This window comes from Mesorhizobium sp. M8A.F.Ca.ET.165.01.1.1 (genome assembly GCF_004792065.1).
GTDB lineage: Bacteria > Pseudomonadota > Alphaproteobacteria > Rhizobiales > Rhizobiaceae > Mesorhizobium.
Genome location: NZ_SRTH01000004.1, coordinates 332424 through 357952 on the forward strand (window position 1 = coordinate 332424; position 25529 = coordinate 357952).

Annotated in this window: 23 protein-coding genes; 5 read left to right on the plus strand and 18 right to left on the minus strand. The window is 63.2% G+C overall.

Annotation, left to right across the window (positions count from 1 at the left end; translation table 11 throughout):
• Positions 1 to 167: 167 nt before the first annotated feature.
• From EN808_RS14825 to EN808_RS14895, 15 genes are all read right to left on the minus strand, one after another.
• Complete coding sequence (locus tag EN808_RS14825) at positions 168 to 2537, minus strand: aminomethyltransferase family protein (protein WP_135916232.1); 2370 nt, start codon at positions 2535 to 2537, stop codon at positions 168 to 170.
• A 265-nt stretch (positions 2538 to 2802) separates the two neighbouring features.
• Positions 2803 to 3426 carry a sarcosine oxidase subunit gamma family protein gene (locus EN808_RS14830; RefSeq protein ID WP_127277898.1) on the minus strand — a complete coding sequence of 208 codons (624 nt, stop codon included), beginning with the start codon at positions 3424 to 3426 and terminating at the stop codon, positions 2803 to 2805.
• Entirely contained in the window at positions 3419 to 6391 is a 2973-nt protein-coding gene (locus EN808_RS14835) for a sarcosine oxidase subunit alpha (RefSeq protein WP_135916233.1), read from the minus strand. Before EN808_RS14835 ends, EN808_RS14830 begins: the two co-directional genes overlap by 8 nt.
• A 52-nt stretch (positions 6392 to 6443) precedes the next feature.
• Entirely contained in the window at positions 6444 to 6719 is a 276-nt protein-coding gene (locus EN808_RS14840) for a sarcosine oxidase subunit delta (RefSeq protein ID WP_127870644.1), read from the minus strand.
• 14 nt (positions 6720 to 6733) lie between these two features.
• Positions 6734 to 7987, minus strand: coding sequence for a sarcosine oxidase subunit beta family protein (locus EN808_RS14845; RefSeq protein ID WP_127870645.1), 1254 nt, complete (start codon positions 7985 to 7987; stop codon positions 6734 to 6736).
• Between the two features lie 36 nt (positions 7988 to 8023).
• Positions 8024 to 9331, minus strand: coding sequence for a type III glutamate--ammonia ligase (gene glnT / locus EN808_RS14850; RefSeq protein WP_135916234.1), 1308 nt, complete (start codon positions 9329 to 9331; stop codon positions 8024 to 8026).
• Positions 9332 to 9365: 34 nt separating this feature from the next.
• A complete protein-coding gene (locus EN808_RS14855; RefSeq protein ID WP_015318914.1) occupies positions 9366 to 10694 on the minus strand; it encodes an FMN-binding glutamate synthase family protein in 1329 nt (442 codons plus the stop codon).
• 6 nt (positions 10695 to 10700) lie between these two features.
• Entirely contained in the window at positions 10701 to 11423 is a 723-nt protein-coding gene (locus tag EN808_RS14860) for a GXGXG domain-containing protein (protein WP_135916235.1), read from the minus strand.
• Positions 11424 to 11427: 4 nt separating this feature from the next.
• Positions 11428 to 12324, minus strand: coding sequence for a glutamine amidotransferase family protein (locus tag EN808_RS14865; protein WP_127870649.1), 897 nt, complete (start codon positions 12322 to 12324; stop codon positions 11428 to 11430).
• An 84-nt stretch (positions 12325 to 12408) separates the two neighbouring features.
• On the minus strand, positions 12409 to 12738 hold the full coding sequence (locus EN808_RS14870) for a hypothetical protein (protein WP_127870650.1): 330 nt from the start codon (positions 12736 to 12738) through the stop codon (positions 12409 to 12411).
• Positions 12735 to 13424, minus strand: coding sequence for a hypothetical protein (locus EN808_RS14875; RefSeq protein ID WP_167531348.1), 690 nt, complete (start codon positions 13422 to 13424; stop codon positions 12735 to 12737). Before EN808_RS14875 ends, EN808_RS14870 begins: the two co-directional genes overlap by 4 nt.
• A gap of 45 nt (positions 13425 to 13469) precedes the next feature.
• Positions 13470 to 14876, minus strand: coding sequence for an APC family permease (locus tag EN808_RS14880; RefSeq protein WP_127280936.1), 1407 nt, complete (start codon positions 14874 to 14876; stop codon positions 13470 to 13472).
• A gap of 14 nt (positions 14877 to 14890) precedes the next feature.
• Positions 14891 to 15052 carry a hypothetical protein gene (locus EN808_RS14885; protein ID WP_127280937.1) on the minus strand — a complete coding sequence of 54 codons (162 nt, stop codon included), beginning with the start codon at positions 15050 to 15052 and terminating at the stop codon, positions 14891 to 14893.
• A gap of 32 nt (positions 15053 to 15084) precedes the next feature.
• On the minus strand, positions 15085 to 15462 hold the full coding sequence (locus EN808_RS14890; protein WP_127870651.1) for a hypothetical protein: 378 nt from the start codon (positions 15460 to 15462) through the stop codon (positions 15085 to 15087).
• Between the two features lie 11 nt (positions 15463 to 15473).
• Positions 15474 to 15761, minus strand: a complete 288-nt coding sequence (locus EN808_RS14895; protein ID WP_127870652.1) for a hypothetical protein — start codon at positions 15759 to 15761, stop codon at positions 15474 to 15476.
• A gap of 287 nt (positions 15762 to 16048) precedes the next feature.
• Here EN808_RS14895 and EN808_RS14900 point away from each other — a divergent pair, with 287 nt between their 5' ends.
• The 4 genes from EN808_RS14900 (at position 16049) to EN808_RS14915 (ending at position 19911) form a co-directional block, all read left to right on the plus strand.
• Positions 16049 to 17182 (plus strand): aminomethyltransferase family protein, encoded by a 1134-nt coding sequence (locus EN808_RS14900; RefSeq protein WP_127870653.1) that lies wholly within the window; start codon positions 16049 to 16051, stop codon positions 17180 to 17182.
• 40 nt (positions 17183 to 17222) lie between these two features.
• Complete coding sequence (locus EN808_RS14905; RefSeq protein ID WP_127870654.1) at positions 17223 to 17819, plus strand: dimethylamine monooxygenase subunit DmmA family protein; 597 nt, start codon at positions 17223 to 17225, stop codon at positions 17817 to 17819.
• Entirely contained in the window at positions 17816 to 18781 is a 966-nt protein-coding gene (locus tag EN808_RS14910; protein ID WP_135916236.1) for a PDR/VanB family oxidoreductase, read from the plus strand. Before EN808_RS14905 ends, EN808_RS14910 begins: the two co-directional genes overlap by 4 nt.
• An 89-nt stretch (positions 18782 to 18870) precedes the next feature.
• Entirely contained in the window at positions 18871 to 19911 is a 1041-nt protein-coding gene (locus tag EN808_RS14915; protein ID WP_135916237.1) for a DUF3445 domain-containing protein, read from the plus strand.
• A gap of 151 nt (positions 19912 to 20062) precedes the next feature.
• On the opposite strand, the gene EN808_RS14920 is transcribed toward EN808_RS14915, so the two are convergent.
• Positions 20063 to 20776, minus strand: a complete 714-nt coding sequence (locus EN808_RS14920) for an XRE family transcriptional regulator (protein WP_127278422.1) — start codon at positions 20774 to 20776, stop codon at positions 20063 to 20065.
• A gap of 260 nt (positions 20777 to 21036) precedes the next feature.
• On the opposite strand from EN808_RS14920, the gene EN808_RS14925 reads away from it, so the two are divergent.
• A complete protein-coding gene (locus EN808_RS14925; protein ID WP_127873042.1) occupies positions 21037 to 22395 on the plus strand; it encodes an NAD(P)/FAD-dependent oxidoreductase in 1359 nt (452 codons plus the stop codon).
• Between the two features lie 19 nt (positions 22396 to 22414).
• Here the strand turns inward: EN808_RS14925 and EN808_RS14930 are convergent, their stop codons facing one another.
• Together EN808_RS14930 and EN808_RS14935 are read right to left on the minus strand one after the other, a co-directional pair.
• Entirely contained in the window at positions 22415 to 24397 is a 1983-nt protein-coding gene (locus EN808_RS14930; protein WP_135916238.1) for an ABC transporter permease subunit, read from the minus strand.
• On the minus strand, positions 24394 to 25467 hold the full coding sequence (locus EN808_RS14935) for a glycine betaine/L-proline ABC transporter ATP-binding protein (protein WP_127278418.1): 1074 nt from the start codon (positions 25465 to 25467) through the stop codon (positions 24394 to 24396). Before EN808_RS14935 ends, EN808_RS14930 begins: the two co-directional genes overlap by 4 nt.
• Between the last annotated feature and the right edge of the window lie 62 nt (positions 25468 to 25529).

A 25529-nucleotide genomic window follows, 5' to 3' on the forward strand; every position in this document is an offset into this window, starting at 1 on the left:
CGCAGTGTTTCCACTCAGTCGTATTTTTTTCTTAAGAGTGAAGATTGATCCGACGCGCCGTCACGTCAAGCGATTTGTGAAACCGTGCACATCACGCTTGCGCGCGCTGATGACAAAGCGTCCGGCGGGGTGGCCGGCGGGCGCTTTGCGAACCCAAAAAGGGCAGGTCAGGAGCGTGGTTTGGTCTTTTGCGGATCGTAGTGGGCAAAGGCGACGACCCGGGCCGGCAGCCGCTTGGCATGGCCGTCGAGTTTGCCGATCTCGACCTCCGTGCCGATGGCGGCATGAGTGACGTCGAGACGCGCCAGCGCGATGTTCTTGTTCAGCACTGGCGAGCGCATGCCCGACGTGACGACGCCGATCTGGGCGCGGCCGACATGGACGCAGTCGCCATGGCCGACGGCGACATTGGCGTCGATCTCGAGGCCGACCAGCTTCGTCTGCGGATGGTCCTTGCGCCGGATCAGCGCCTCGCGGCCGATGAAATCGTCGGTCTTGCTCTTCAGCGGCACGGTAAAGCCGATACCGGCCTCGAACGGATCGATCTTGTCGGAAAATTCGTAACCGGCGAAGATCAGCCCGGCCTCGATGCGCACCATGTCGAGTGCCTGCAGGCCCATCGGCTTCAGCCCGTGCGGCTGGCCGGCTTCCCAGATGGCGTCGAACACCTTTTCGGCATCGCGCGGATGGCACCAGACCTCGTAGCCGAGTTCGCCGGTATAGCCGGTGCGCGAGACGACGATGGGAATGCCATTGCCGCCACCGATCCTGGCGACGGCGAAGCGGAACCATTCGAGTTCCTCGATCGAGGGCTGTAGCGGCGAGGTCCAGATCACCTGTTTCAGGATGTCGCGGCTCTTTGGCCCTTGCACAGCGATGTTGTGCATCTGGTCGGTGGACGAGCGCACCAGCACGTTGAGGCCGAGCTTTGTCGCCGTCTCGCGCAGCCATTCGCCGGACAGATCGTCGCCGCCGACCCAGCGGAAATTGTCCTTGCCGAGCCTGAGCAGCGTGCCGTCGTCGATCATGCCGCCATGCTCGTAGCACATGGCGGAGTAGACGACCTGGCCAGCGCCGAGTTTCTTGACGTCGCGCGTCAGCGTGTATTGCAGCAGCGCTTCGGCATCCGGGCCGGTGACCTCGAATTTGCGCAGCGGCGACAGGTCCATGATTACCGCGTCCTGCCGGCAGGCCCAGTATTCGGCGATGGCCCCTTCTTTGGCGAAGGAATTGGCCAGCCAATAGCCCCTGTACTCGACGAAGTCGCGCGTGTGCTTGGCAAAGCTCTGGTGAAAGGCTGTCTCGCGGGTCATTTTCGGTTCCGAATCGGGCGTCATGCGTCTGGCGATCGCTCGCGAGAATTTGTGCTGGCCGGAATAGGTCCGCACGTGGATGTCGGTCAGGTCCCAGCCATTGGCCGGTGTCGTGTCGTCGGGACAGGCTGAGGAAACGCAGACGATGTCGGTCAGCGCCCTGAGCAGGACATAGTCGCCGGCGCGCGACCATGGCTCGTCCGACACCATGACGCCATGGGCGTCAATCGCCGTGTTGAAGAAGAAGTTGATCGCCATCCAGCCGGCGCGGGGATTGACGCCCTTGCCGGTGAGCGCGCGGTTGAAATTCTCCGAGCAGTTGGTGTGGCCGGGATAGCCGATGTCGTCGTAATACTTCGCCGCACAGGCGAGCGCGAAGGCGTCGTGCCGGCCGCACATGTCCTGCACCACCTCGACCAGCGGCTCCATGTCCTGGTCGTAATATTTCGAATGCAGGCCGGGCATCGGATAGCTCGCGCCCATCAGCGTGCGCGTCGTCGTGACGTCGAGCGGATGGTCGAGGCCCTTGTCGAGCTTGCGCGCCGAGAAGCATTGGAAGTCGGTGCACTGGCGGCCGTCGACATCGATGATCTGCAGATAGTCGCCGGCCTTGACGAAATAGGATTCGGCGGTTGCCGAATGCACCCTGAGATCGAGCACCGGATCGGCGAGCGGATCGGCAAGCTGCCCTCTCGTCTTCAGCCGGATGGTGGCGCGGCGCACGATCACGGTCAGCGTCGTCGCCGTGTTGTGGCCGTCGACCAGCATAGGCCCGCCAGGCGCCGCGATCAGCAGCGCGCCGTCGCGCTGGACCGAAAAGCTCTGCTCGGTGCCGGCCGGCGTGGCGCCGCCGAACACGCGCACCGCTCTGGGCTGATCGAGTTGTACCTGCCGGCGCTCAAGGCCGCGGCGCAGCGATGCGATGCTGTCATCGCCCTCTGCGAGCAACGCCTTGATGCCGGCGGCATTGCTGTTGGATTTCTCGCCGAGAATGCCGGGGTCGGTGACGCCCGACTTATCCCAGGCCAGCAACTCGCAGGCCTGACCACCCTCGACGTTGCGCACCGTGACCGTATCGCCCGCCTCGACCTCGATCAGCACCGCGCCATTGCCCTGGATCGTGTAGCGTTCCATCCCCGCCGGCAGCGCGATCTGGCCGGGCCTCAGGATGAGACTTGGCCTTGGCGGTCCGGCAGTGACAGCGGGGTAGGGCGACTGGCTCATCTCAGCTTGCGGTTCGAGAAACTAGTTTGCCTGTGTGTAAAATTATTTTCGCTGAGAGAATAGCAGGGTGGTCGCTTTTGGCAAGGCGCCGCCTGATCTTCCCTTCTCCCCTTGTGGGAGAAGGTGGCCTCGCGAAGCGAGGTCGGATGAGGGGTGTTCCAGGGAACGCAAACGTCTCACTCCGCTGGAACACCCCTCATCCGTCTCGGCGCTATCGCGCCGATCCACCTTCCCCCACAAGGGGGGAAGGAAGGGGGCGTCGCCGCTACGCCAATTCCTCGGAATGCCCGATCTCGACGCCATACTCCGCGGCCGAGTCCAGAATGGTGTGCCACAGGCTCTCGGCAAAGGTCGCGAACACCAGCAGATTGAACACCGCCTGTCCGTCGCGATCCGCGCCGCGCCACAGTGTGACGCTGGTGTGGTCCATCGACGTGGCTGCCGCCGCGCCTACGCCAAAAACATCGGGGTGCAGGTCGATCGACGACAGCTTGGCCAGCATGGTCCGCGCCTTGGCGCCGGAGATGCTGATCAACACCCGCGCATGCGACTGGTCGGAAAGCGAGGCCGAGCCGGTAAAGCCGGGCTCAAGGGCCTCGATCGAATGCTTGCCGCCTGTCGACAGGGCAAGGAACTGATCCGGCCCCGACCAGATCAACGTGGCATCCGCCGCGCCGAGCGCGTTCGGCGTTTCCGGAGCAGCAACGCCAAAGCGAGCCTTGGCCGCCTCGGCCATCTCAGCCGCCTTGCCACGCCGCGCCATTACCTGGACGAGGTCGAGATTGCGGATCTCGGTCAGCGACACGCCGGCATCGCCGCTCGCACCATGAGGCCCGGCAACGAGTGCGCGATCAAGCGGGCTGCGGGTCTCCCAGGAAAACTCAGCCACGCTGGCGCCCTCCATCCGGATCGTAGAAGACGGGATTGCAAATCTCGACGTCATAGTCTTCGCCGCGCAACGGATCGTGCGCATGCACGATCTCGCCGATACGCTCACGGCCGCGCTCGACAAGGGCAAGCCCGATCCAGTGGTCTGATGTCGGCGAGAAGCAGACCGAGGTGACATAGCCCTGGTCGTTATCAGGCCCGGGCGTCTGCCCCTTCGGAATGATGTGCGCGCCGGAGCGTAGCCGTCGCGCCTTGTCGGTCGGCTTGATGCCAACGACCACCTGCCGGTCCGCTGCAATCAGCGCCTCGCGTCCGGCCATGACGCGGCCAATGAAATCCTTTTTGGTCGACATCATCTTGCCGAGGCCAAGATCGGCCGCGGTTGTCGTGCCGGAGAGCTCCGGTCCGGCGACATGGCCCTTTTCGATGCGCATGACGCCGAGCGCCTCGGTGCCGTAAGGCGTCACACCGAACGGATGGCCCGCAATCATCAGATTGCGGGCCATCGCCTCGCCGTAGCGTGCCGGCACCGAAATCTCGAACGCCATTTCGCCGGAGAAGGAGATGCGGAACAGCCGCGCCTTGACGCCGCCGCGCAACGCGACTTCGCGCGCGCCCATGAAAGGGAAACCTTCGTTGGAGAGGTCTTCCGAAGGATCGACGATCTCTTTCAACAGATCGCGGGTCTTGGGTCCGGCAATGGAGAACTGCGCCCACTGGTCGGAGACCGAAGTAAGCTGGACATCGAGTTCCGGAAACAGCACCTGCCGGCAGAACTCGAGATGCTGCATCACCAGCCCGGCCTTGGCCGTCGTGGTGGTCAGGAAATAGTGGTCCTCGGCCAGCCGCGACGTCGTGCCGTCATCATAGACGATGCCGTCCTCGCGCAGCATCAGCCCATAGCGCGCCTTGCCGACGGCAAGATTGGAGAAGGTGTTGATGTAGACGCGGTCGAGGAAGGCGCCGGCGTCCGCGCCATGCACGTCGATCTTGCCCAGCGTCGAGACATCGCAGAAGCCGACGCCGCCGCGCACCGCCTTGACCTCGCGGGTCACCGATTCCAGCCAGTCCTTCTCGCCGGCGCGCGGATACCACTGTGCCCGTTTCCATAAACCGGTGTCGACGAAGATCGCACCCTGCTCGGCGGCCCAGTGATGCGACGGCGTCAGCCGTGTCGCGTGAAAAGTCTCGTCGCGGTGATGGCCGGCGAAGGCGCCGATGGCCACCGGCACGTAAGGCGGCCGGTAGATCGTGGTGCCCGTCTCGGGAATGGATCTGCCCGTGACCGCCGCCATGATGGCGAGGCCGGCGACATTCGAGGTCTTGCCCTGGTCGGTCGCCATGCCAAGCGTGGTGTAGCGCTTCAGGTGCTCGACCGATTCAAAACCCTCACGCTGCGCCAACTCGATGTCGGATGCGGTGACGTCATGCTGCTGGTCGACAAAGGCCTTGCCCTTGCCGGCGACATGCCACAGCGGCGTCAGCGAAAAGGCCTCGTCATCGGCCACCGGCGTGGAGCCTGAACCATTGCCACGTCCGGCATCGCGTGCCGCCGTCACGCCCGCCGCAAAACCTTCGCGCAGGCAGGCGCCAAGTCCGAAGGCACCGTTTGCGGCGCCCGCTGCGACCATGCCGGGCGGTGCGCCGTCAGGCACGAAGGCGGCGATGTCGTCGCGCCATTTCGGCCGGCCGCGATGGTAGGAGGTGAGCCCCACGGTCGGGTTCCATCCGCCGGAAACGGCAAGCCCGTCGGCTTCCACTTCGGCACGCGCGCCGCCGGGGAGCGAGACCGAAATCTTGCGCACGCCACTCTTGCCGCCATCGATGCCTCTAACCGAGCCATGCAGAACGGGAAAGCCGCCCTTGCTGGCAAGCGAACGATGCGCCGGCGAAATCTCCGCGCGCGCGTCGATCACGGCCGCCACTTGCAAGCCGGCACCGAGTGCGGTCTCGACCGTGCGCCAGCCATCCTCGTTGTTGGTGAACAGCGCCATGCGCTTGGCCGGGGCCGCCGCGTAACGTGTGATATAGCTGCGCATGGCGGACGCCATCATCACGCCTGGCGCGTCGTTGCCGGCAAAGACGATCGGCCGTTCGAGCGCGCCTGCGGCGACGACGCAGCGCTTGGCCACGATCCGCCACAGACGCTGCCGCACCTGATGCTCGGGCGGCGAGGGCACGTGGTCGTTGACGCGCTCGATCGCGCCATAGGTGCCGCCGTCATAGACGCCGAACAGCGTCGTGCGCGTCATTATGCGCACGTCGGGCAGGGATCCAAGTTCAGCCAGCGTCCGTGAAAGCCATTCGGCCGCCGGCATGCCGTCGATCGTGCCGCCATCGGCAAGCAGGCGGCCGCCGGGGGTAAAATCCTCCTCGCACAGGATGACGCGCGCACCCGTGCGGCCTGCGGCCAATGCGGCCGCGAGGCCGGTCGGGCCCGAGCCGGCGATCAGCACATCGCAATGCGCCCACGCCTTGTCGTAGTGGTCGGGATCGGCGATGCCCGCCGCGCGGCCAAGGCCGGCGGCGCGTCGGATTGCCGGCTCGTAGATCGCTTCCCAGAACTTCGCCGGCCACATGAAGGTCTTGTAGTAGAAGCCGGCGACGAAGATCGGCGCGAACAGCTGGTTGACCGACATGACGTCGAAATTGAGCGACGGCCAGCGGTTCTGGCTGGCGGCCTCAAGACCTTCATAGAGTTCGGCCGTCGTCGCCTTGGTGTTCGGCTCGCGCCGCGCGCCGCTGCGCAGTTCGACCAACGCGTTGGGCTCTTCCGACCCCGCTGTCAGGATGCCGCGCGGCCGGTGATACTTGAACGAGCGGCCGACCAGCTTGACGCCGTTGGCAACCAGTGCCGAGGCAAGCGTGTCGCCTTTGAAGCCGGAGTAGCTCTTGCCGTCGAAACTGAAATTCAGCGGCGCCGAACGGTCGACGAGACCGCCGGAAGAGAGGCGATGAGAGGTCATGGTGTCCGGCCTCTCATTTCATGGCGAAGGGCGGCGACGTTAGCAAAATTGCTCATTTCGCAACCTGCCTCGCCCCGGCGCCCGCTGCCGGCTCAACGGCCGAAATCTCGTGCGTCAGCGTGTTGCGGGTGACCTTCAGCCAGGCCCGGCAGCCGCCGCCGTGATACCAGTTCTCGTCCATCACGCCGGCGATATTGTCGCGCAGATAGACATAGTCATAGACGGCGTCCTCGCCGGCGTCGGCCGCCGGCCGCACCGGCTTGGCGTCGCCGAGATAGGTGAATTCGCCGAGGTCGCGTTCGCCGCAGAAGGGACAGGTAATGCGCATGGTTCCAGCCGCCTTCAGTGCAGGTTCGGTTGGGCGCCCTGGCCCTTTTCGTCGATCACCGCACCGGTCCGGAACCGGTCGAGGCGGAAGCGCGCGGCCTCCTTGTGCGATTCATCGCGCGCGATCAGATGGGCGAAGACAAGGCCCGAGCCGGGTGTCGCCTTGAAGCCGCCATAGCACCAGCCGGCATTGAGATAGAGCCCGTCGACCGGTGTCTTGTCGATGATCGGCGAGCCGTCCATCGACATGTCCATGATGCCGCCCCACTGGCGCAACAGCCGCACGCGGCCGATCATCGGGATGATCGCCATGCCGCCCTCGCAGACATCCTCCATCACAGGCAGATTGCCGCGCTGGGCGTAGGAATTGTAGCCGTCGATGTCGCCGCCGAAGACGAGGCCGCCCTTGTCGGACTGGCTGACATAGAAATGTCCGGCGCCAAACGTCATGACGCCGGGGATGAGCGGCTTGATCGCCTCGGAGACGAAGGCCTGCAGCACATGGCTTTCGATAGGCAGGCGCAGGCCCGCCATATCAGCGACGCGCGAGGAAGAGCCGGCAACCGCCATGCCGACCTTGCCGGCGCCGATCCTGCCGCGCGAGGTCTCGACGCCGGTCACCTTGCCGTTCGCGTCCCTGACAAAGCCGGTGACTTCGCAATTCTGGATGATGTCGACGCCAAGTTCACTGGCAGCGTGGGCGTAGCCCCAGGCCACCGCATCGTGGCGCGCCGTGCCGCCGCGCCGTTGCAGCAGCCCGCCTTGCACCGGGAAGCGCGCATGGTCGAAATTCAGGAACGGCAGCATCTTCTTCAGCGCCGGCTGGTCGAGCAGTTCGGCATCGATGCCGTTGATGCGCATGGTGTTGCCGCGCCGCGCATAGGCATCGCGCTGCGCGTCGGAATGATAGAGGTTGAGAACGCCGCGCTGGCTGACCATCGCGTTGTAGTTGAGGTCCTGCTCCATCCGCTCCCACAGCTTCATCGACAATTCGTAGAAGCCGGTGTTGCCGGGCAGGCCGTAATTGGAGCGGATGATGGTCGTGTTGCGGCCGGCATTGCCGGAGCCGATCCAGCCCTTTTCCAGCACCGCGACATTCTTGATGCCGAACTCGCTGGCCAGGAACCAGGCGGTGGCGAGCCCATGGCCGCCGCCGCCGATGATCACCACGTCGTAGCGGTCCTTCGGCGCAGCGTCGCGCCAGGTGCGTTGCCAGTTTTTGTGGCCGGAAAGAGCGGCGCGCGCGAGCGAGAAGATCGAGTATTTCATACGTTCATTCCGAGGTCGCTCGCACCGCCAGGACGATCAAATGTCCAGCGTGTGGTCGCGCTCCCATTGCGTGAAGTGCGAGGCATAGGAATTCCATTCCTGGTGCTTCAGCTTTAGATATGCCGACGAGAATTCCTCACCCAGCGCCGCCTTGAGCGATTTGTCCTTGTCGAACTCGCGCAAGGCGTCGAGCAGGTTGAGCGGCAGTTTCGGCGCGCCCTTCACCGTGTGGCCGTGCTGGTACATGTCGATGTCGTAGCGCTTGCCCGGATCGGCCTTCGAACGGATGCCGTCGAGGCCGGCGGCGATGATGACCGCCTGCAGGAGATAGGGGTTGGCCGCGCCATCCGGCAGGCGCAATTCGAAACGTCCAGGGCCGGGCACGCGCACCATGTGGGTGCGGTTGTTGCCGGTCCAGGTCACCGTGTTCGGCGCCCAGGTCGCACCCGAAATGGTGCGCGGCGCGTTGATGCGCTTATAGGAATTGACCGTCGGGTTGGTGATCGCGGCGAGTGCGGAGGCGTGCTTCATGATGCCGCCGAGGAAGTTCTTGCCCTTGGCCGACAGGCCAAGCTCCATTGAATTGTCGGCGAAGACATTGGTCTTGCCTGATTTGTCCCAGACAGAGATGTGGGCATGGCAGCCATTGCCGGTCAGGCCCTGGAAGGGCTTGGGCATGAAGGTGGCGCGCAGGCCGTGCTTTTCCGCGATCGACTTGACCATGAACTTGAAGAACGAATGCTTGTCGGCGGTCGGCAGCGCGTCGTCGAAGGCCCAGTTCATCTCGAACTGGCCGTTGGCGTCCTCGTGGTCGTTCTGGTAGGCGCCCCAGCCGAGCGCCAGCATGTGGTCGCAGATCTCGGCGATGACATCGTAACGGCGCATCACGGCTTGCTGGTCGTAGCAAGGCTTCGATGCCGTGTCGTATTCGTCGGAGATCGCCTTGCCGTCAGGCGAGATCAGGAAAAACTCGGCTTCGACGCCGGTCTTGACATGCATGCCGTCGGCGGCTGCCTCGGCGATCAGCCGCTTCAGCGTGTTGCGCGGCGCCTGGTCGACCTCCTTGTCGTCCATGATGCAGTTGGCCGCGACCCAGGCGACTTCCGGTTTCCACGGCAACTGGATGACGGAGTCCGGATCCGGCACCGCCAGCATGTCGGGATGCGCCGGCGTCAGATCGAGCCAGGTGGCGAACCCGGCAAAGCCCGCACCATCCTTCTGCATATCGGCGATCGCCTGCGCCGGCACCAGCTTGGCACGCTGGCCACTGAACAGGTCAGTGTAGGAAATCATGAAATATTTGACGCCGTTCTTTTTGGCGAAAGCGGCGAGATCGTTCCCCATTATAGTTCCTCGCTTATGGTATTTCGGGTGTGTGTTAGAAGCCGTTCTTCCCCGGTATCCAGTTGGTGCCGGCCAGCGGCACGCCGGCCATGGCGGCTGCCTCGATCGTCAATGCGACGAGGTCCTCGGGTTCGAGATTGTGCAGGCTGTTCTTACCGCAGGCGCGGGCGATGGTCTGCGCCTCCAGCGTCATCACCTTGAGATAGTTCGCCAACCGGCGGCCGGCGGCCACGGGGTCGACCCGCTTCATCAGTTCCGGGTCCTGCGTGGTGATGCCGGCAGGGTCCTTGCCCTCGTGCCAGTCGTCATAGGCGCCTGATGTGGTGCCGAGTTCGTTGTACTCCGCCTCCCAGCGGGGATCATTGTCGCCGAGCGCGACGAGCGCCGCGGTGCCGATCGACACCGCGTCGACGCCGAGCGCCAGCGCCTTGGCGACATCGGCGCCGTTGCGGATGCCGCCGGAGACGATCAGCTGCACCTTGCGGTGCATGCCGAGGTCCTGCAGCGCCTGCACCGCCGGCCTGATGCAGGCGAGCGTCGGCTGCCCAACATTTTCGATGAACACTTCCTGCGTCGCCGCCGTGCCGCCCTGCATGCCGTCGACCACGACGACGTCGGCGCCGGCCTTCACCGCGAGCGCTGTGTCATAGTAGGGGCGGGCGCCGCCGACCTTGACGTAGATCGGTTTTTCCCAGTCGGTGATTTCGCGCAGTTCGAGGATCTTGATCTCGAGATCGTCCGGGCCGGTCCAGTCGGGGTGGCGCGAGGCCGAGCGCTGGTCGATGCCTTTCGGCAGCGTGCGCATTTCGGCGACACGGTCGGAAATCTTCTGGCCGAGCAGCATGCCGCCGCCACCCGGCTTGGCGCCCTGGCCGACGACCACCTCGATGGCATCGGCGCGGCGCAGGTCGCGCAGGTTCATGCCGTAGCGCGACGGCAGGTATTGATAGACCAGTTGCTTGGAATGGCCGCGCTCTTCCTCGGTCATGCCGCCATCGCCGGTCGTGGTCGAGGTGCCGGACAGCGTCGCGCCGCGCCCGAGCGCTTCCTTCGCCGGGCCGGACAGCGAGCCGAAGCTCATGCCGGCGATGGTGATCGGAATTTTCAGTTCGATCGGCTTCTTCGCATGCCGCGACCCCAGCACCACGGATGTGTCGCAACGCTCGCGATAGCCTTCCAGCGGATAGCGCGAGATCGAGGCGCCGAGGAACAGGAGGTCATCGAAATGCGGCAGCTTGCGTTTGGCGCCGGCACCTCTGATATCGTAGATGCCGGTCGCCGCGGCGCGGCGGATTTCGGAAAGCGTGTAGTCGTCGAAGGTCGCGGATTTGCGCGGTGTCGTCGGCGGGTTGCGGTACGTCATCTTGCCTCAATACGCGTCGGCGTTGTCGATATTGAAATTGTAGAGCGTGCGCGCCGAACCGTAGCGCTTGAACTCCGACGGCTTTACCCCAGTCACGCCGGCGCGGTCGAGCAGGCCCTGCAGCAATTCCAGATGTTCGGGCCGCATCTCCTTGGCGATGCAGTCGGCGCCCAGACTATCGACCTTGCCGCGCACGAAAAGCCGTGCCTCGTAGATGGAATCGCCCAGCGCATCACCGGCATCGCCCAAAACCACGAGATTGCCGGACTGCGCCATGAAGGCCGACATGTGGCCGATATTGCCGTGCACGACGATGTCGATGCCCTTCATCGAGATGCCGCAGCGCGACGAGGCATTGCCCTCGATGACCAGCAGCCCGCCCCTGCCGGTGGCGCCGGCATACTGGCTGGCGTCGCCTTTCACCGTTATCGAGCCCGCCATCATGTTTTCACCGACGCCGGGGCCCGCAGAGCCGTGCACGGTGATGGCGCTGCCCGAATTCATGCCGCCGCAATAATAGCCGACGCTGCCGCGCACATCGATGCTGACGGGCTGGTCGACACCGACGGCGACCGAGTGGTTGCCTTTCGGGTTGAGCACTTCCCATGCCGTCTCATTCGAGCCGGCGGTCAGCTTATGGAGCGCCTGGTTGAGTTCCCGCAACGACTGGACGTCGAGGTCGAAGACGCGCGCATGGCTTTCGCGCGTTGCCTTGGAGGTTGCCGGCATGAACTCAATGCTCCCAGAAATAAACGGTTGCGGGCTCCGGTTCCCAGACCCTCGCATTGTCGATGCCGGGCAGTTTGGTCAGTGCCCGATATTCCGAGCCGAAGGCGACATACTGGTCGGTCTCGGCCATCACGGCGGGCTTGCAGGCGATCGGATCGCGCACCACGCCAAAACCATTCTTGGTGCCGACGACGAAGGTGAAGAAGCCGTCGAGGTCGGAGAGCGTGCCTTCCAGCGCCTCGCCGAGATTCTTGCCGTGCGCCATCTGCGAGGAAAGGTAGGCAGCGGCGACCTCGGTATCGTTCTCGGTCTCGAATTTCATGCCTTCGCGCACCAGCTCGCGGCGGACATTGTTGTGGTTGGACAGCGAACCATTGTGCACCAGGCACTGGTCGGCGCCGGTCGAGAAGGGATGCGCGCCCATCGTCGTCACGGCCGATTCCGTCGCCATGCGGGTGTGGCCGATGCCATGCGTGCCGGTCATCTTGCGGACATCGAAGCGATCGACGACGGCCTCCGGCAGGCCGACTTCCTTGTAGATTTCAACCGCTTCGCCGGCGCCCATGATGCGGACATCGGGCCTGAGCGACTGAAGGGCTTCACGCGCCGCGTCGACCTTGTCGGGCGTGGTCCTGACCACCGCGTGTGTCGATTTCACCGCAATGCTCACCGGCGCTCCGAGAGCCTTGGCGAGTTCGGCGTCCAGCCCGCGGAAATCGCGGTCAGGCTTCGGCGACTGGATGGTGATCTTGGCCTCGTTGCCCGATGTCGCGCCATAGATGGCGATGCCGGCGCTGTCGGGGCCACGATCGCTGAGCGATACCAGCATCTCCGACAGCATCGCGCCGAGCTTCGGCTCCAGCGCCTTGTCCTTCAGGAAAAGTCCAACGATTCCGCACATGTCAGCCTCCCGACGTTTGTGACTAGAGATGATGTACCGAATGAAATCCTTGAATTCAATGGGATGAAAAAAATTTTCCTCTGGTTACGTATGCGGCTCAATGCCACTCTGCGTAACATCGCCCTCGCGCTGGGCATTATGAGCCCATTTGGCGGCGCGGATACGGGCGATCTTATAGGCGTCGAGGATCGACAGCGCATAGATCAGGAAGCCGCCGGCGTGACGGCCGACGAAGTTGGCATCCGGCGGCGAAATCTTGGCGGTCACCCAGGCCAGAATGACCATGAAGAAAAGGAACTGCAGTCCGCGCACCGGTACGCCAAGAATGACATGCCCGCTTGCCGGCAGCACGATTGCGGCGCCCAGGACGAGATAAGGGCTCACTGGCGCCGGCGAAGTGTTTGAAGTGCTCATGCGGCCTGCCGTTCGCTTCGGTTGATGGCGTCGCGCAGCTTCGAGAGAGATACGAGCAGCCGTTCGATCAGCGTCGCATCGATACGCGTGTCACCGAACGCGGCCTGCCTGAAGACCCCGTAGCGTGCCCGCTCGGCCTCGGCCAGCAACCACACGATGCGCACTCCGTTTGGCGTGATCAGCAGCTCCTTGGCGCGGCCATCCGCAAAGGGTTCGAGATGGCCGGCGATGATGCCTTGCGGAAAACGCGTGCCTCTGCGGTCCGTCCGCAGCACCGCTTCGGCCGGAAATCCCGGAGCTTTCGGCAGCGTATGGTCCAGATGGTCGAAATTGGAGAATGTCGTCGGCGAGCCCGGCCGCATCATCATGTCGAACACCGCCGGCACCGCGACCTTTTCGGTAAGGGACACCGACAGCCAGCGCGCCGGCAGCTTTCGTGTCGCAAGCGTGTCGACGATGGTGCGCAACTGGACATGATGGCCGTTCCACGATCCTTCCCAGGTGATGACGCCGGCCGTGCCCTCCGAGACATTGGCCACGTCCGCGACGACGGTGCGAATGCTGGCCTCGTCGGCGGCGAGCGCGGCCGAGGCCCTGTCGCGGCTGCGGCGTGCCAGCCACGCAAAGTGAAGGACGAGAGCCAGGACAATTGCCCCGGCAAGCAGTGCTGATGTCACCTCGGACATTTTATCGTGCAAGGCCCGTCCAGATCCTGGGCGGGCCTACTCCCATCAATAGCCCTGCGGTTTCGGCCACGGCATGGTGAACTGGTCGCCACGCCGCACGAATTTGTAGCGGTAGAAGTGGAACCACAGCGAGATCAGGAAATAGAAAGCGACCATGGCGATCAACTGCGAGCCGAAGCCGAGGAAGATGGCGAAGAAGGTCACCACGCACAGGCAGAACAGCACGATTGCCGGCAGCGGATGGAAGGGGTGCGTGTAGCCGCGGCGGATCGACCCCAGCGGCCACTTCTTGCGGAACATCATGATGTTGATGCTCATGAAAGTGTACTGCAGGACCCCCGACAGGATCGAGAAGGTGATCGCCTGGTTGAGATCGGCGATGAAGGCGAAGGCCAGCGCGATCGGCAGCAGGAACAGGATCGAGCGGTAGGGCGTGCGGTATTTCGGATGCACCGCCGAGAACCAGCTCGGCAGATAGCGGTCGCGGCCGAGCGAGAACCAGGCGCGCGCCGCGTCGTTGATGCAGCCGTTTGCCGAGGCAAGCGCGGCGAGCAGCGTCGCTATGAACAGAAGGTTCTCGAGCAGCGGGCTTCCGGTCAGCTTGCCGGCATCCCACAGCGGATAATAGGTGATGCCGAGATATTCCCAGGGCATCAGCGAGGCGCAGACATACCAGGTCATGGCGGCGGCGATCAGAAGCGTGATCATGCCGGCCATCGTGCCGTAGGGCAGCGAGCGTGCGGGCGAGCGCACCTCTTCGGCCGCCTGCGTGGTGCCTTCGATGCCGAGATAATACCAGATGCCGAACTGGAAGGCGGCAATGACCCCGATCCAGCCATAGGGCAGCGCGTTGCCTGGAGTGACCAGTTCGTTGAGCTTCAGCACCGCGCCTTGCGTCCACGGGCTGACCGAGAAGAACAGGACGACGATCGAGACATAGGCGATTGCCGTGATGACGAAATTGACGTTGAGCGTCATCAGCACGCCGCGATAGTTGAGCCAGGCCAGCACCACGATGGTCGCGGCGATGAAGGAATTGTGGGTTAGCCCTTCGACTCCGGCCTTGGCGACGATCGTGTCGCCGAGCAGGATGGCGTCAGACACTTCCAGCATCGTGTAGGCAAAGACCAGGAACAGCGCGACGTTGAACGCCATCAGCGGGCCCACGATGTGCTTGGCCTGGGCGTACTGGCCGCCGGCGGCGGCGACAGTCGACGTCACCTCGGAATCGATCATGGCCACCGAGGTGTAGAGCAGTCCGACGACCCAGCACACGATCAGGGCCGCCAGCGCGCCGCCCTTGTCGGCCGAGAAATTCCAGCCGGTGAACTCGCCGACCAGAACGATGCCGACACCGAGCGCCCAGACATGGGCCGGGCCGAGCACCCGAAGCAGCGATACCCGGTCGCCGTGAATTGTGGTGGTGATGTTGTTTTCAAGCGCGACCGTCATCGATCAATCCCCACTCAGATCCGGTGTTTTTCGGAAGCGGCTTCAAGCTCGCCTTCACGCGACGAGGTCAGAACGTCCTCGGAGTAGTTTGTATCGATCTTGAACCAGTCGTAGAGCATCCACAGCGCGAGCACGATCGAGATGCCCCAGCATGCGTAAGAGAGTGCCACCCACATGATCGTGTCCCCAAATTCTTCGTCGCCAAACTCTATTTGTCGTCGAACTTCTCGTTGATGACATCGCGATATTCGCGGTCGGATGCCCGGAACAGGAACACGAAATAACCGATCAGGACGGCCGCCATGATGATCAGTGTCGGCCAGTCGATGATGTAGTGGAACCGGTTCTGGATGATGTCGTGCGCGGTCTCCGGCGTATAGCCGAGCTTTTCCCAGATCGAGGCCATGGTCGGATTCTGCCCGAGCGCTTCCCAGGTCTTGGCATCGAGTGCATCGATGGATTTTGCGGCCCCGGCAAGACCAAGCTTCAGCGGTAGCCACAGCGCCACGAAGATGGCGACCACGACAACGGCGATGTCGAAGACTTGCGCGGCCTTGCTCTGCTCCGGCGGCGTGTAGCGGGACATTGTTTCTCCCCTCAGGACTTGCGGTTGCGGGACGCGTCGGCGTTCTTGATGTCGAGCCCGTAGATGAACTCCTTGTCTTCCTTGTAGTGTTTGACCATCGCCAGGATGGCCGCCGTGTTGAAGATGAGCACCGCGGCGGCGGCCATGGCTACGACGGCCTTGATGCCGCCCTGCGGAATGTATGGCCAAGTCATGAGGAGGACGAAGAGGATCGTCGCCCACAGGCAGACGATCAGAAGCGCGGATCCGCGCAAATCGGAGCGGTACAGCGCTTCGATGCGCTGCTGCAGGTCTGACATCGGTTTTCCCCTTCTTTGCCGACGCCCGGTTCCGAATCCACCGCCCGCCGCCCTCTTTCAAGAGAGTGAAATTTTTTTCATAAGTTCCGCTCGAATCCCCGACTTGTCAAGACGAATTTGCGTAGAGTTAACCGCTCGCTTCGAGTGAACAATTTTGCCTGACAATGAAATTATTTGCTTCAAGGGGATTGCAGGCTTCCCGCGTTTGCGGTCAATATTCCATCCAAAGCTCCGGCCTCGGGCAAAGGAGCAGGGAACAGCATGATTTTCGAACGGAGGACGAGCGGATGACGGCATCCTGGAGATTTTCAACCCTGGCGGATCGCCATCGCGCTCTGGGGTCGAAACTCGAAGACTGGAGCGGAATGGGCACCGCCTGGACCTATGACAAGGATGCCGATGAGGAATATGTCGCCATCCGCACCAAGGCCGGACTTATGGATGTTTCCGGCCTGAAGAAGGTTCACATCACAGGGCCGCACGCCTCGCACCTGATCGACCTCGCCACCACGCGCGACGTGGAGAAAATCTATCCCGGCAAGTCGGCTTACGCCTGCATGCTGAACGAAGCGGGAAAATTCACCGACGATTGTATCCTCTACCGTACCGGGCCGAATTCCTGGATGGTGGTGCACGGCTCGGGCACCGGCCATGAGGAATTGCAGCGAGCGGCCATGGGCCGGGACGTGTCGCTGCGCTTCGACGACAATCTGCACGATTTGTCGCTGCAGGGGCCGACGGCGGTCGACTATCTGGCCAAGCACGTGCCGGGCATTCGCGACCTCAACTACTTCCATCACATGCAGACGCAGCTCTTCGGCTTCCCCGTCATGATCTCGCGCACCGGCTACACCGGCGAGCGCGGCTACGAGATTTTCTGCCGTGGCCAGGATGCCGGCACGATCTGGGACAGGATCCTCGACGAGGGCAAAAGTCTCGGCATCATTCCCTGCCGCTTCACCACGCTCGATATGCTGCGAGTCGAGAGCTATCTGCTCTTTTACCCCTATGACAATTCGCAGAAATACCCGTTCGACAATGAAGGCCCCGGCGACACGCTGTGGGAACTCGGCCTCGACTTCACCGTCAGCCCCGGCAAGACCGGTTTTCGCGGTGCCGAGGAGCACTATCGCCTGAAAGGCAAGGAGCGCTTCAAGATCTACGGCGTCCTGCTCGACGGCAAGGAGCCAGCCGATGAAGGCGCGCCGGTCTATCGCGACGGTAAAAAGGTCGGCGTGGTGACCTGCGCCATGTATTCGCCGCTGGTCAAGAAATCGATGGGCATCGCCCGGCTCGACGTCGACTGCGCGGTCAAGGACACCAAGCTCGAAATCCGCAACAAGAGCGGATCGATCAAGGCGACGGCGCAGCCCTTGCCGTTCGACGATCCCAAGAAGACCAAGCGCACGGCGAAAGGCTGAGGCATAATCGACAGCGAGGGTTTCGAGGCACAAAGACAGAATGGCAGCCAAGACCATCATCAGCCGGCCCATTTACGGGACCCTGTCTCCGCAGCCGGGCAAGCATCATCTTTTCGTGGCGGATGCCGAAGGCGCGCTCGCGATAAAAGACATGGCCGCCAGGGCTCCGGCCGGATTCTTCGACGGAGCCGAAATCGTCTTCATTGCCGGTCCAGACGGCAAATACGTTGCCGCTCTCGAAGCCTTGAAGCCGGCGCAACTGCACATTGCGCCGTCCTTCGCTAGCCTGCTGCCGCGTCTGAAGCAGACCCTGACCAACGCGCATATGGGCTTGCGCCTTTATCTTGCCGGCACCGAAGGGCTGATCGGCCAGGCCATGCAGGTGGCGCTCGAAGCCGGCATCGACCACACCTCCATGCAGACCGAGCATCGCGGCTCGCTGGCGCGGCGCATGCAGTGCGTGCACTGCAAGGGCATAACCGAAAATGTGACGACGCAGCCCGCGACCTGTTCGCATTGCGGCCTGCTGCTTCTGGTGCGCGACCACTATTCGCGACGGCTCGCCGCCTTCCAGGGCGTCTGCATCAACGCCGAGGACCGCTCCGAGATTCCTCCGACCGAGGAGGCCTTCCCATGAGCACCGGCACCACCAAGCTCGATGTCGTCGTCAGCGACGTTGTCCCGGTCAATGACCTGGTCACCCGCTTCCATTTCCGCCGGCGTGACGGCGGGTTGTTGCCCACCTTTTCTGGCGGCGCCCATGTCGTGGTCGAGATGCGCGATGGCGAGCGCACAAGGCTCAATCCCTATTCGCTGATGGGCTCGCCGCTCGACACGCGCGAATACACCATCTCGGTGCGCCGCGACGATGTCGGTCGTGGCGGCTCGCTGTTCATGCACAACCAGGTCCGGCCGGGGCTGGAGATGGTGGTAAGCTATCCGGTCAACCTGTTCTCGCTTGATCTCAGGGCGAAAAAACACCTGATGCTGGCCGGCGGCATCGGCATCACGCCGTTCATGGCGCAGACCGCGCAACTGGCTGGCGAAGGCGGCAATTTCGAACTGCACTACACCTGCCGCACCGCCTCGCTTGGTACCTATGCCGACCTGCTCCGGGAACGCTACGGCCGTCGGGTCCGACTCTATCACGATGACCTTGAGGAGCGCATCGATCTCGACCGGCTGTTGTCCTCGCAACCGCTCGGCACGCATCTCTATGTCTGCGGCCCCGCCGGCATGATCAACTGGGTGCGCGACCGCGCCGCCGCGCTCGGCTGGCCGCCGGAGACCGTGCACTACGAGCATTTCGCGGCGCCCCAGCCCGGCCTGCCATTCGACGTGACGCTCGCCGTCAGCGGCAAGACGATCCGCGTCGGCTCGCAGCAGAGCCTGCTCGAAGCCATCGAGGCGGCCGGCGTCGATCCACCCTATCTCTGCCGTGGCGGCGTCTGCGGCCAATGCGAGACCAACGTCATCTCGTGCGACGGCAAATTCATCCACAACGACCATTGGCTGAGCGAGGAAGAACACCGTTCCGGCAGGAAGATCATGCCGTGCGTGTCGCGCTTCGAAGGCCGGTCGCTGGTGCTGGAACGGTAGAGCATTTTGCAGCCAAGTGGATACTTGGCGTCGCAGAAATGCGGCTAAAACAAAGAGATAGAGCGGGCATCCCGCTCTAGGAGGAAATCATGGGCATCACCTTTCGCAAGGAAACGTTCCGCGACGACTTCACCTTCAGGAACAGCCCTGAGCACATCAGACGATTTCCGTTCCCGTTCCACGAAGACAGCTACATGTATGCAGTCAATATCGAGCCGCATGTCGTCGGCCCGAAGGGCTCGGTGCTGGAGAACCTGATCGACGTCGACGAACACTATGTCGCCGAGATGCAGGACCGCGCGATGGTGCTGGCAGAGGATCCGCTGCGCTGCCAGTCGCTGCCGCACATGACGCTCGCCAGCTGGGATCTGCTGGAACTTTTGATGGAGCAGCAGGCACTGGGTTACCCCGAGCATTTCACACTGATGCGCGACGGCGATCGCTGGCGCTGGATCAACCGGCCGCTCGGCATCGATGACACCTTCACCTTCGGCGACACCTCGACTTTGCCTTACGGGCCGATGGAATACATCACCCGCCAGAGCCAGGGCGATTTCTGCATCCTCGACCAGCGCGACGGCAATCTGTGGATGGATGCCGGCATGGTCACCACCCAGGCCGACTGGTCGCTCGATTTCGACATCGGCATGAATTTCTTCGAGTGGCACGCGCCGGTGCCGCTGGCGCATGAGAAGGGGATTTTCGTCAGGGCGCTGAAATTCCTCACCAATATCCAGCAGGGCAAGCCGGCCAGGCGACTGAACTGGACGATGACCATCAATCCGCGCCTCGATACCAGCCCCGAAAACTACCACAAATGGGGTCCGGACCGGGCAACGGTGACGCCCGAGAACGTCGGCGACAAGGTGCATCTGCGGGTCGAGTTGCAGAGCTTCTGGCGGCTGCCGCGCTCCAACGGCATCGTCTTCCCGATCCGCTGCTACCTGATCAAGATGGACGAACTGGTGACGCAGCCGAAATGGGCGCGGCGCCTGCATCGCGTCATACGCGACCTGCCGGAGGAACTCGCCACCTATAAGGGCTTGACCCGCTATCGGTCGACATTGGTCGAGTGGCTGTCGAAGCTGGATGATGGGAGCGCGACATCACCGGGGTTTGGGCCGGATTGACCTCCAAAGACTTGGGTTCCTCGCCCCCGCCAGAGGCGGGGGAGAGGTGTCCGCGAAGCGGACGGAGAGGGGGCCTTCGTAGGGCGCTCCCCTCTCCGTCTCGGCTTCGCCGAGCCACCTCTCCCCACTACAGGGGCGAGGAACCAAGTGCCTAACCAGCGCTGTTCTGCGGATAGCAGATAATCGAAAGGTACCGCATCGGCAGCCGCGTCAGTTCTTCCGGCCCGTGCGGCGCGTCGGCGTCGAAGAACAGGCTGTCGCCGGGCTTCATCGGATAGAGGTTGCTGCCATGCCGGTAAACGACCTCGCCCTCGAGCATGTAGAGGAACTCCATGCCTTCGTGCTGGAAGGTCGGGAACACGTCGGAATCCTCGGTCAGCGTGATCAGATAGGGCTCGACCACGACGCCGCTGGTGTTGGAACCGATATGACCGAGCAGATTGTACTGGTGGCCGGCGCGCGTGCCGCGGCGTTCGACGTCAAGGCCTTGGCCGGCCTTGACGAAGACAGCGCTGCGTTCTTCCTCGAAACGGCGGAAGAAGGCGGTGACGGGAACGCCGAGCGCCCGCGACAGCGCCTGCAGCGTGGTCAGCGACGGCGAAGTGATGCCGTTCTCGATCTTGGACAGCATGCCCAGCGAAATGTCGGTGGCGACGGCGAGATCGGCGACGGTGATGCCGAGTTTCTTGCGGAACGCCCGCACCTCGCGGCCGATCGCCACCTCCAGCACCTTCTCGCGGGTATCACGGATGGCGTGCGGGTTCTGCGTCAGCGGCGCTCGGATAGTCTTGCCGTCCGCCGAGACCTTTGGCTGCGGCTTTGGTTTGGCGCCGGCAAGCCCGGCCTTGGTACTGTCTTTCGCCATGTCGCCCCCGGACTTCGCGGATTTATTTCACTCAAGGTGAACATGTCAGGTGGCGATACAGCAGCGCAACCGCAACGGCAAGCCGTCTTGTGGTGCATGCGCCGGTCCTTTGAGTGCGAACGTCGCGGGTTTTTCGCCAGGAATCGATTGTGCGCAAATGCCGTTTCCGCAGATCGCTGTTGACAGCACGGAAGGGCCAATTACTGTCCTGTCAGTGAAATTTGTTTCGCTGGGGAAATCAAAAAAGAGGAGGCCCGGAAATGAAAACTCGTGTTGCCGTCATTGGAGCCGGGCCGTCCGGTCTGGCTCAGCTCAGGGCCTTCAAGTCGGCTGCCGACAAGGGCGCCGAGATTCCCGAGATCGTCTGCTTCGAAAAGCAGTCCGACTGGGGCGGCCTGTGGAACTACACCTGGCGCACCGGGCTCGACGAACATGGCGATCCCGTGCACGGCTCGATGTACCGCTACCTCTGGTCGAACGGGCCGAAGGAATGCCTGGAATTCGCCGACTACACATTCGAGGAGCATTTCGGCCGGCCGATCGGCTCCTACCCGCCACGCGCCGTGCTGTGGGACTACATCAAGGGCCGCGTCGAGAAGTCGGGCCTGCGCAAATGGGTGCGCTTCAACAGCCCGGTGCGCATGGTGACCTTTTCCGACGAGACGAAGAAATTCACCGTCACCGCGCATGACCGGACCAACGACGTGACTTACTCCGAAGAGTTCGACAACGTCGTTGTTGCCTCCGGGCACTTCTCCGTGCCCAACGTGCCTTATTTCGAGGGCTTCTCGACCTTCAACGGCCGCATCCTGCACAGCCACGATTTCCGCGACGCGATGGAGTTCAAGGGCAAGGACATCCTGATCATCGGGCGTTCCTATTCGGCCGAGGACATCGGTTCGCAATGCTACAAATACGGCGCTAAATCGATCACCTCCAGCTATCGCTCCAAGCCGATGGGTTTCAAATGGCCGGAGAATTGGAAAGAGGTGCCGCTGCTGCAGAAGGTCGTCGGCAAGACGGCGCATTTCAAGGACGGCACGACCAAGGATGTCGATGCCATCATCCTGTGCACCGGCTATCTCCATTCCTTCCCCTTCCTGACCGATGACCTCAAGCTCAAGACAGCCAATCGCATGTGGCCGCTCGACCTCTACGAGGGCGTGGTCTGGGAGAAGAACCCGAAGCTGTCCTATATCGGCATGCAGGACCAGTTCTACACCTTCAACATGTTCGACGCGCAGGCCTGGTTCGCCCGCGACGTCATCATGGGCCGCATCAAGCTGCCCTCGGCCGAGGCGATGGCGGCGCATGGCGCCAAATGGCGCGCCCGCGAGGAGACGCTTGAGGACGCCGAGCAGATGATCTGGTTCCAGGGCGACTACACCAAGGAATTGATGGACCAGACCGACTATCCCGGCTTCGACGTCGAGGCGGTCAACCAGACCTTCATGGAGTGGGAGCATCACAAGGCGGAAGACATTATGAGCTTCCGCGACCATTCCTATCGCTCGCTGATGACTGGCACCATGGCGCCGCTGCACCACACACCGTGGCTGCAGGCGCTGGACGATTCGATGGAGAGCTATCTCGAAGTGAAGGGCGTCGCGGCGGAGTAGCCGCCGCGCACCTTGCTGACTATCCCAATCTTGCCCGCGCCTTCGCCGTCCAGGCGTTGAACACCCGGTCGGCGACGATGCCGATGAAGGCGATGGCGAGGCCGGCGACAATGCCGCGGCCGGAATCGGCCTTCGACAGCGCGATGAACACTTCCTGGCCGAGGTCGCGGGTGCCGACCATGGCGCAGATGATGATCATCGCCAGCGCCATTAGGATCGTCTGGTTGACGCCGAGCATGATTTCGGGAAGCGCCAGCGGCAATTGCACACGGAAAAAAGTCTGGCGCGGCGTGCAGCCGGAAACCTTCGCCGCCTCGATCAGTGCCGGCGGCACCTGCCTGATGCCATGATTGGTGTAGCGGATCGCCGGCACCACGGCGAAGGCTATCGTTGCGATCATTGCGGTGACATCGCCGACACGAAACAGCATCACCACCGGAATGATGAAGCAGAACGACGGCAACACCTGCAGGGTGTCGATGACGGGCGTGACGATCTTTTCGAAGCGGTCGCTTCGCGCCGCCGCAAGCCCGATCGGAATGCCGATCAGGCAGGCTATGAAGGCCGAGATGCCGCAGAGATAGACCGTCGCCATGGTCTTTTCCCAAAGGCCTGTGATGGCGCAGAAGGCGGTGAGTGCCGCGACAAGTGCAGCCAGCCGCAAGCCTGAGAGCTGGTAGCCGGCAAGGCCGAGCAGGAACACCGCGCCCAGCCAAGGAAAGCCCTCGCAAAAGGCACGCAGCGGGTTAAGCAAGTTGAGGATAAGCGCCACCCGAAACGCTTCGATGATGTCGAAGAAGTTGATCGTCACCCAGTTCACCGCCGCTTTCCACAATGGCGCGGTGGTGAAGGTGATCGCCTTCGGCACGGCCGCGAAAGCCGGCACGAACAGGCCGAGCAGCGTGGTGACGGCAAGAATCGCAATGGCCAGCGTCAGATTGGGGTAGCGCCGCCAGAAACGCGGGCTGGCGGACGACCGGTGGACATTGCCTGTTGCCTGTTTGTGGGCGATGGCCTGGCTCAGCCGGTCGAGCGCGATGGCGAGCGCGACGATGGCCAGCCCGGCTTCCATCGCCTCGCCGACCTTCAGCGCGCGCAGGGCGAGCAGCACGTCGTAGCCGAGCCCGCCGGCGCCGATCATCGAGGCGATGATCACCATATTCAGCGCCAGCATGATCACCTGGTTGACGCCAACCATCAGCGTCGGCCGTGCCGAGGGCAACAGCACCCGCCACAATTTCTGCCGCGCGGTGCAGCCGGCCATGTCGCTGAACTCGCCGATCTCCAAGGGCACCCGCGTGAGGCCGAGCATGGTTGCCCGCACCATCGGCGGCGTGGCGAAGATGGCGGTGGCGATCATCGCCGAGACCGGGCTGTTGCCGAACAGGAGCAGCATCGGGATCAGGTAGGCAAAGGTCGGGATCGTCTGCATGAGGTCGAGGGCAGGGGAGACGATGAGCCTCTCCGCCCACGGCTTGCGCCACGCCCAGATGCCGGCGAATAGCCCGGTGAGAATGCAGAACGGCACCGCGATCGAGATCAGCGCCAGGGTCAGCATGGCGCTGGTCCACTGGCCGAACAGCGCGATGTAGAGGAAACAGCCGCCAACCAGCATGCCAAGTTTTCTGCCGCCGGCTGCATATCCTGCAATGAAGGCGGTCGCACAGACGCCAACCCAGGACAAACGCGGCAGCACGAAAGCGTCCGCGCCGTGACCGATCTTGAAATTCTTGGCCAAGAGGTTGAGCGCGAAGTCGAGCGGCACGCCGAGCATCGCGGTGACCGAGCGGGTCAGCCAGGACAGGTTCGACTTGATCCAGCCCATCAGCGCGCTGACCCAGTCGGCGACGGGCACGACGGCGCTCGCCGGATAGTCGACAGCCCAAGGGACGACGTCCTGCAGCAGGAACACCACCAGCACGGCGGCAAGCGCCAGCACCCAGATCACCAGCCACCGTTGAATCGGCGGCCTTGCCTGGCTGCTGCTTGCCGTTACAGTCATGCGCCGGCTCGCTCGATGCCGGCCAGAAGATCGATCACCGCTTGCGGCGTCACCTCGCCGATCGGCTTGCCGGTGCCGTTGACCACGGCGAACGGTTTACCGGCGGCAACGATGCTGGCCGAGAAGCTGGCGATCTTGGCCTCCGGCGCCACCGTGCCGCCATGTTCGGCGCCATCGCAAGGGCGCATCAGGCTGCGTGCCGAAATCACCTTGGCGCGGTCGACGTCACGGGTGAACTCGGCGACGTAGTCGGTCGCCGGATTGACCACCAGTTGCTCCGGCGTGCCGATCTGGATGACTTCGCCGTCCTTCATGATGGCGATGCGGTCGGCCAGCCTTATCGCCTCGTCGAAATCATGGGTGATGAAGACGATGGTCTTGTGCAGCATGGTCTGCAGCCGCATCAGCTCATCCTGCATCTCGCGGCGGATCAATGGATCGAGCGCCGAGAACGGCTCGTCGAGAAACCAGATTTCCGGCTTGGTGGCGAGACTGCGGGCGATGCCGACACGCTGCTGCTGGCCGCCCGACAATTCGCGCGGATAGAAATGCTCGCGCCCGCGCAGGCCGACGAGTTCGATGACTTCCCGGGCGCGAGCCTCGCGTGTCGAACGATCCTGTCCCTGGATGCTGAGCGGGAAGGCGATGTTGTCGAGCACGTTCAGATGCGGCAGCAGCGCAAAATTCTGGAACACCATGCCCATGCGGTGGCGCCTGAGTTCGATCAGCGCGGCATCGGAAATCTCGAGCAGGTCCTTGCCTTCGAATTCGACCTTGCCATGTGTCGGTTCGACCAGCCGCGACATGCAGCGCACCAGCGTCGACTTGCCAGACCCTGACAGGCCCATGATGATGAAGATCTCGCCCTGTCGGATTTCGAGGTCGACGGCGCGCACCGCGCCGACCAGCCCGGCTCCGGCTATGTCGGCTGCGCTGGCCTTGCCGTCGCGCTCGCGGATGAAATTGGCGGCGTTCGTCCCAAACAGTTTCCAGACATTGCGGCAGGCAAGTTTTATCGGCCGGGGATCTTTCCCCGTTGCGTTCGATGCCTGTTCAATAGCTTTCGTCATTCAGTCGTCCTTCTGGAACACCAGGAATTGAGACCCGGCTGGTACCAGCCGGGTCTCCCTTT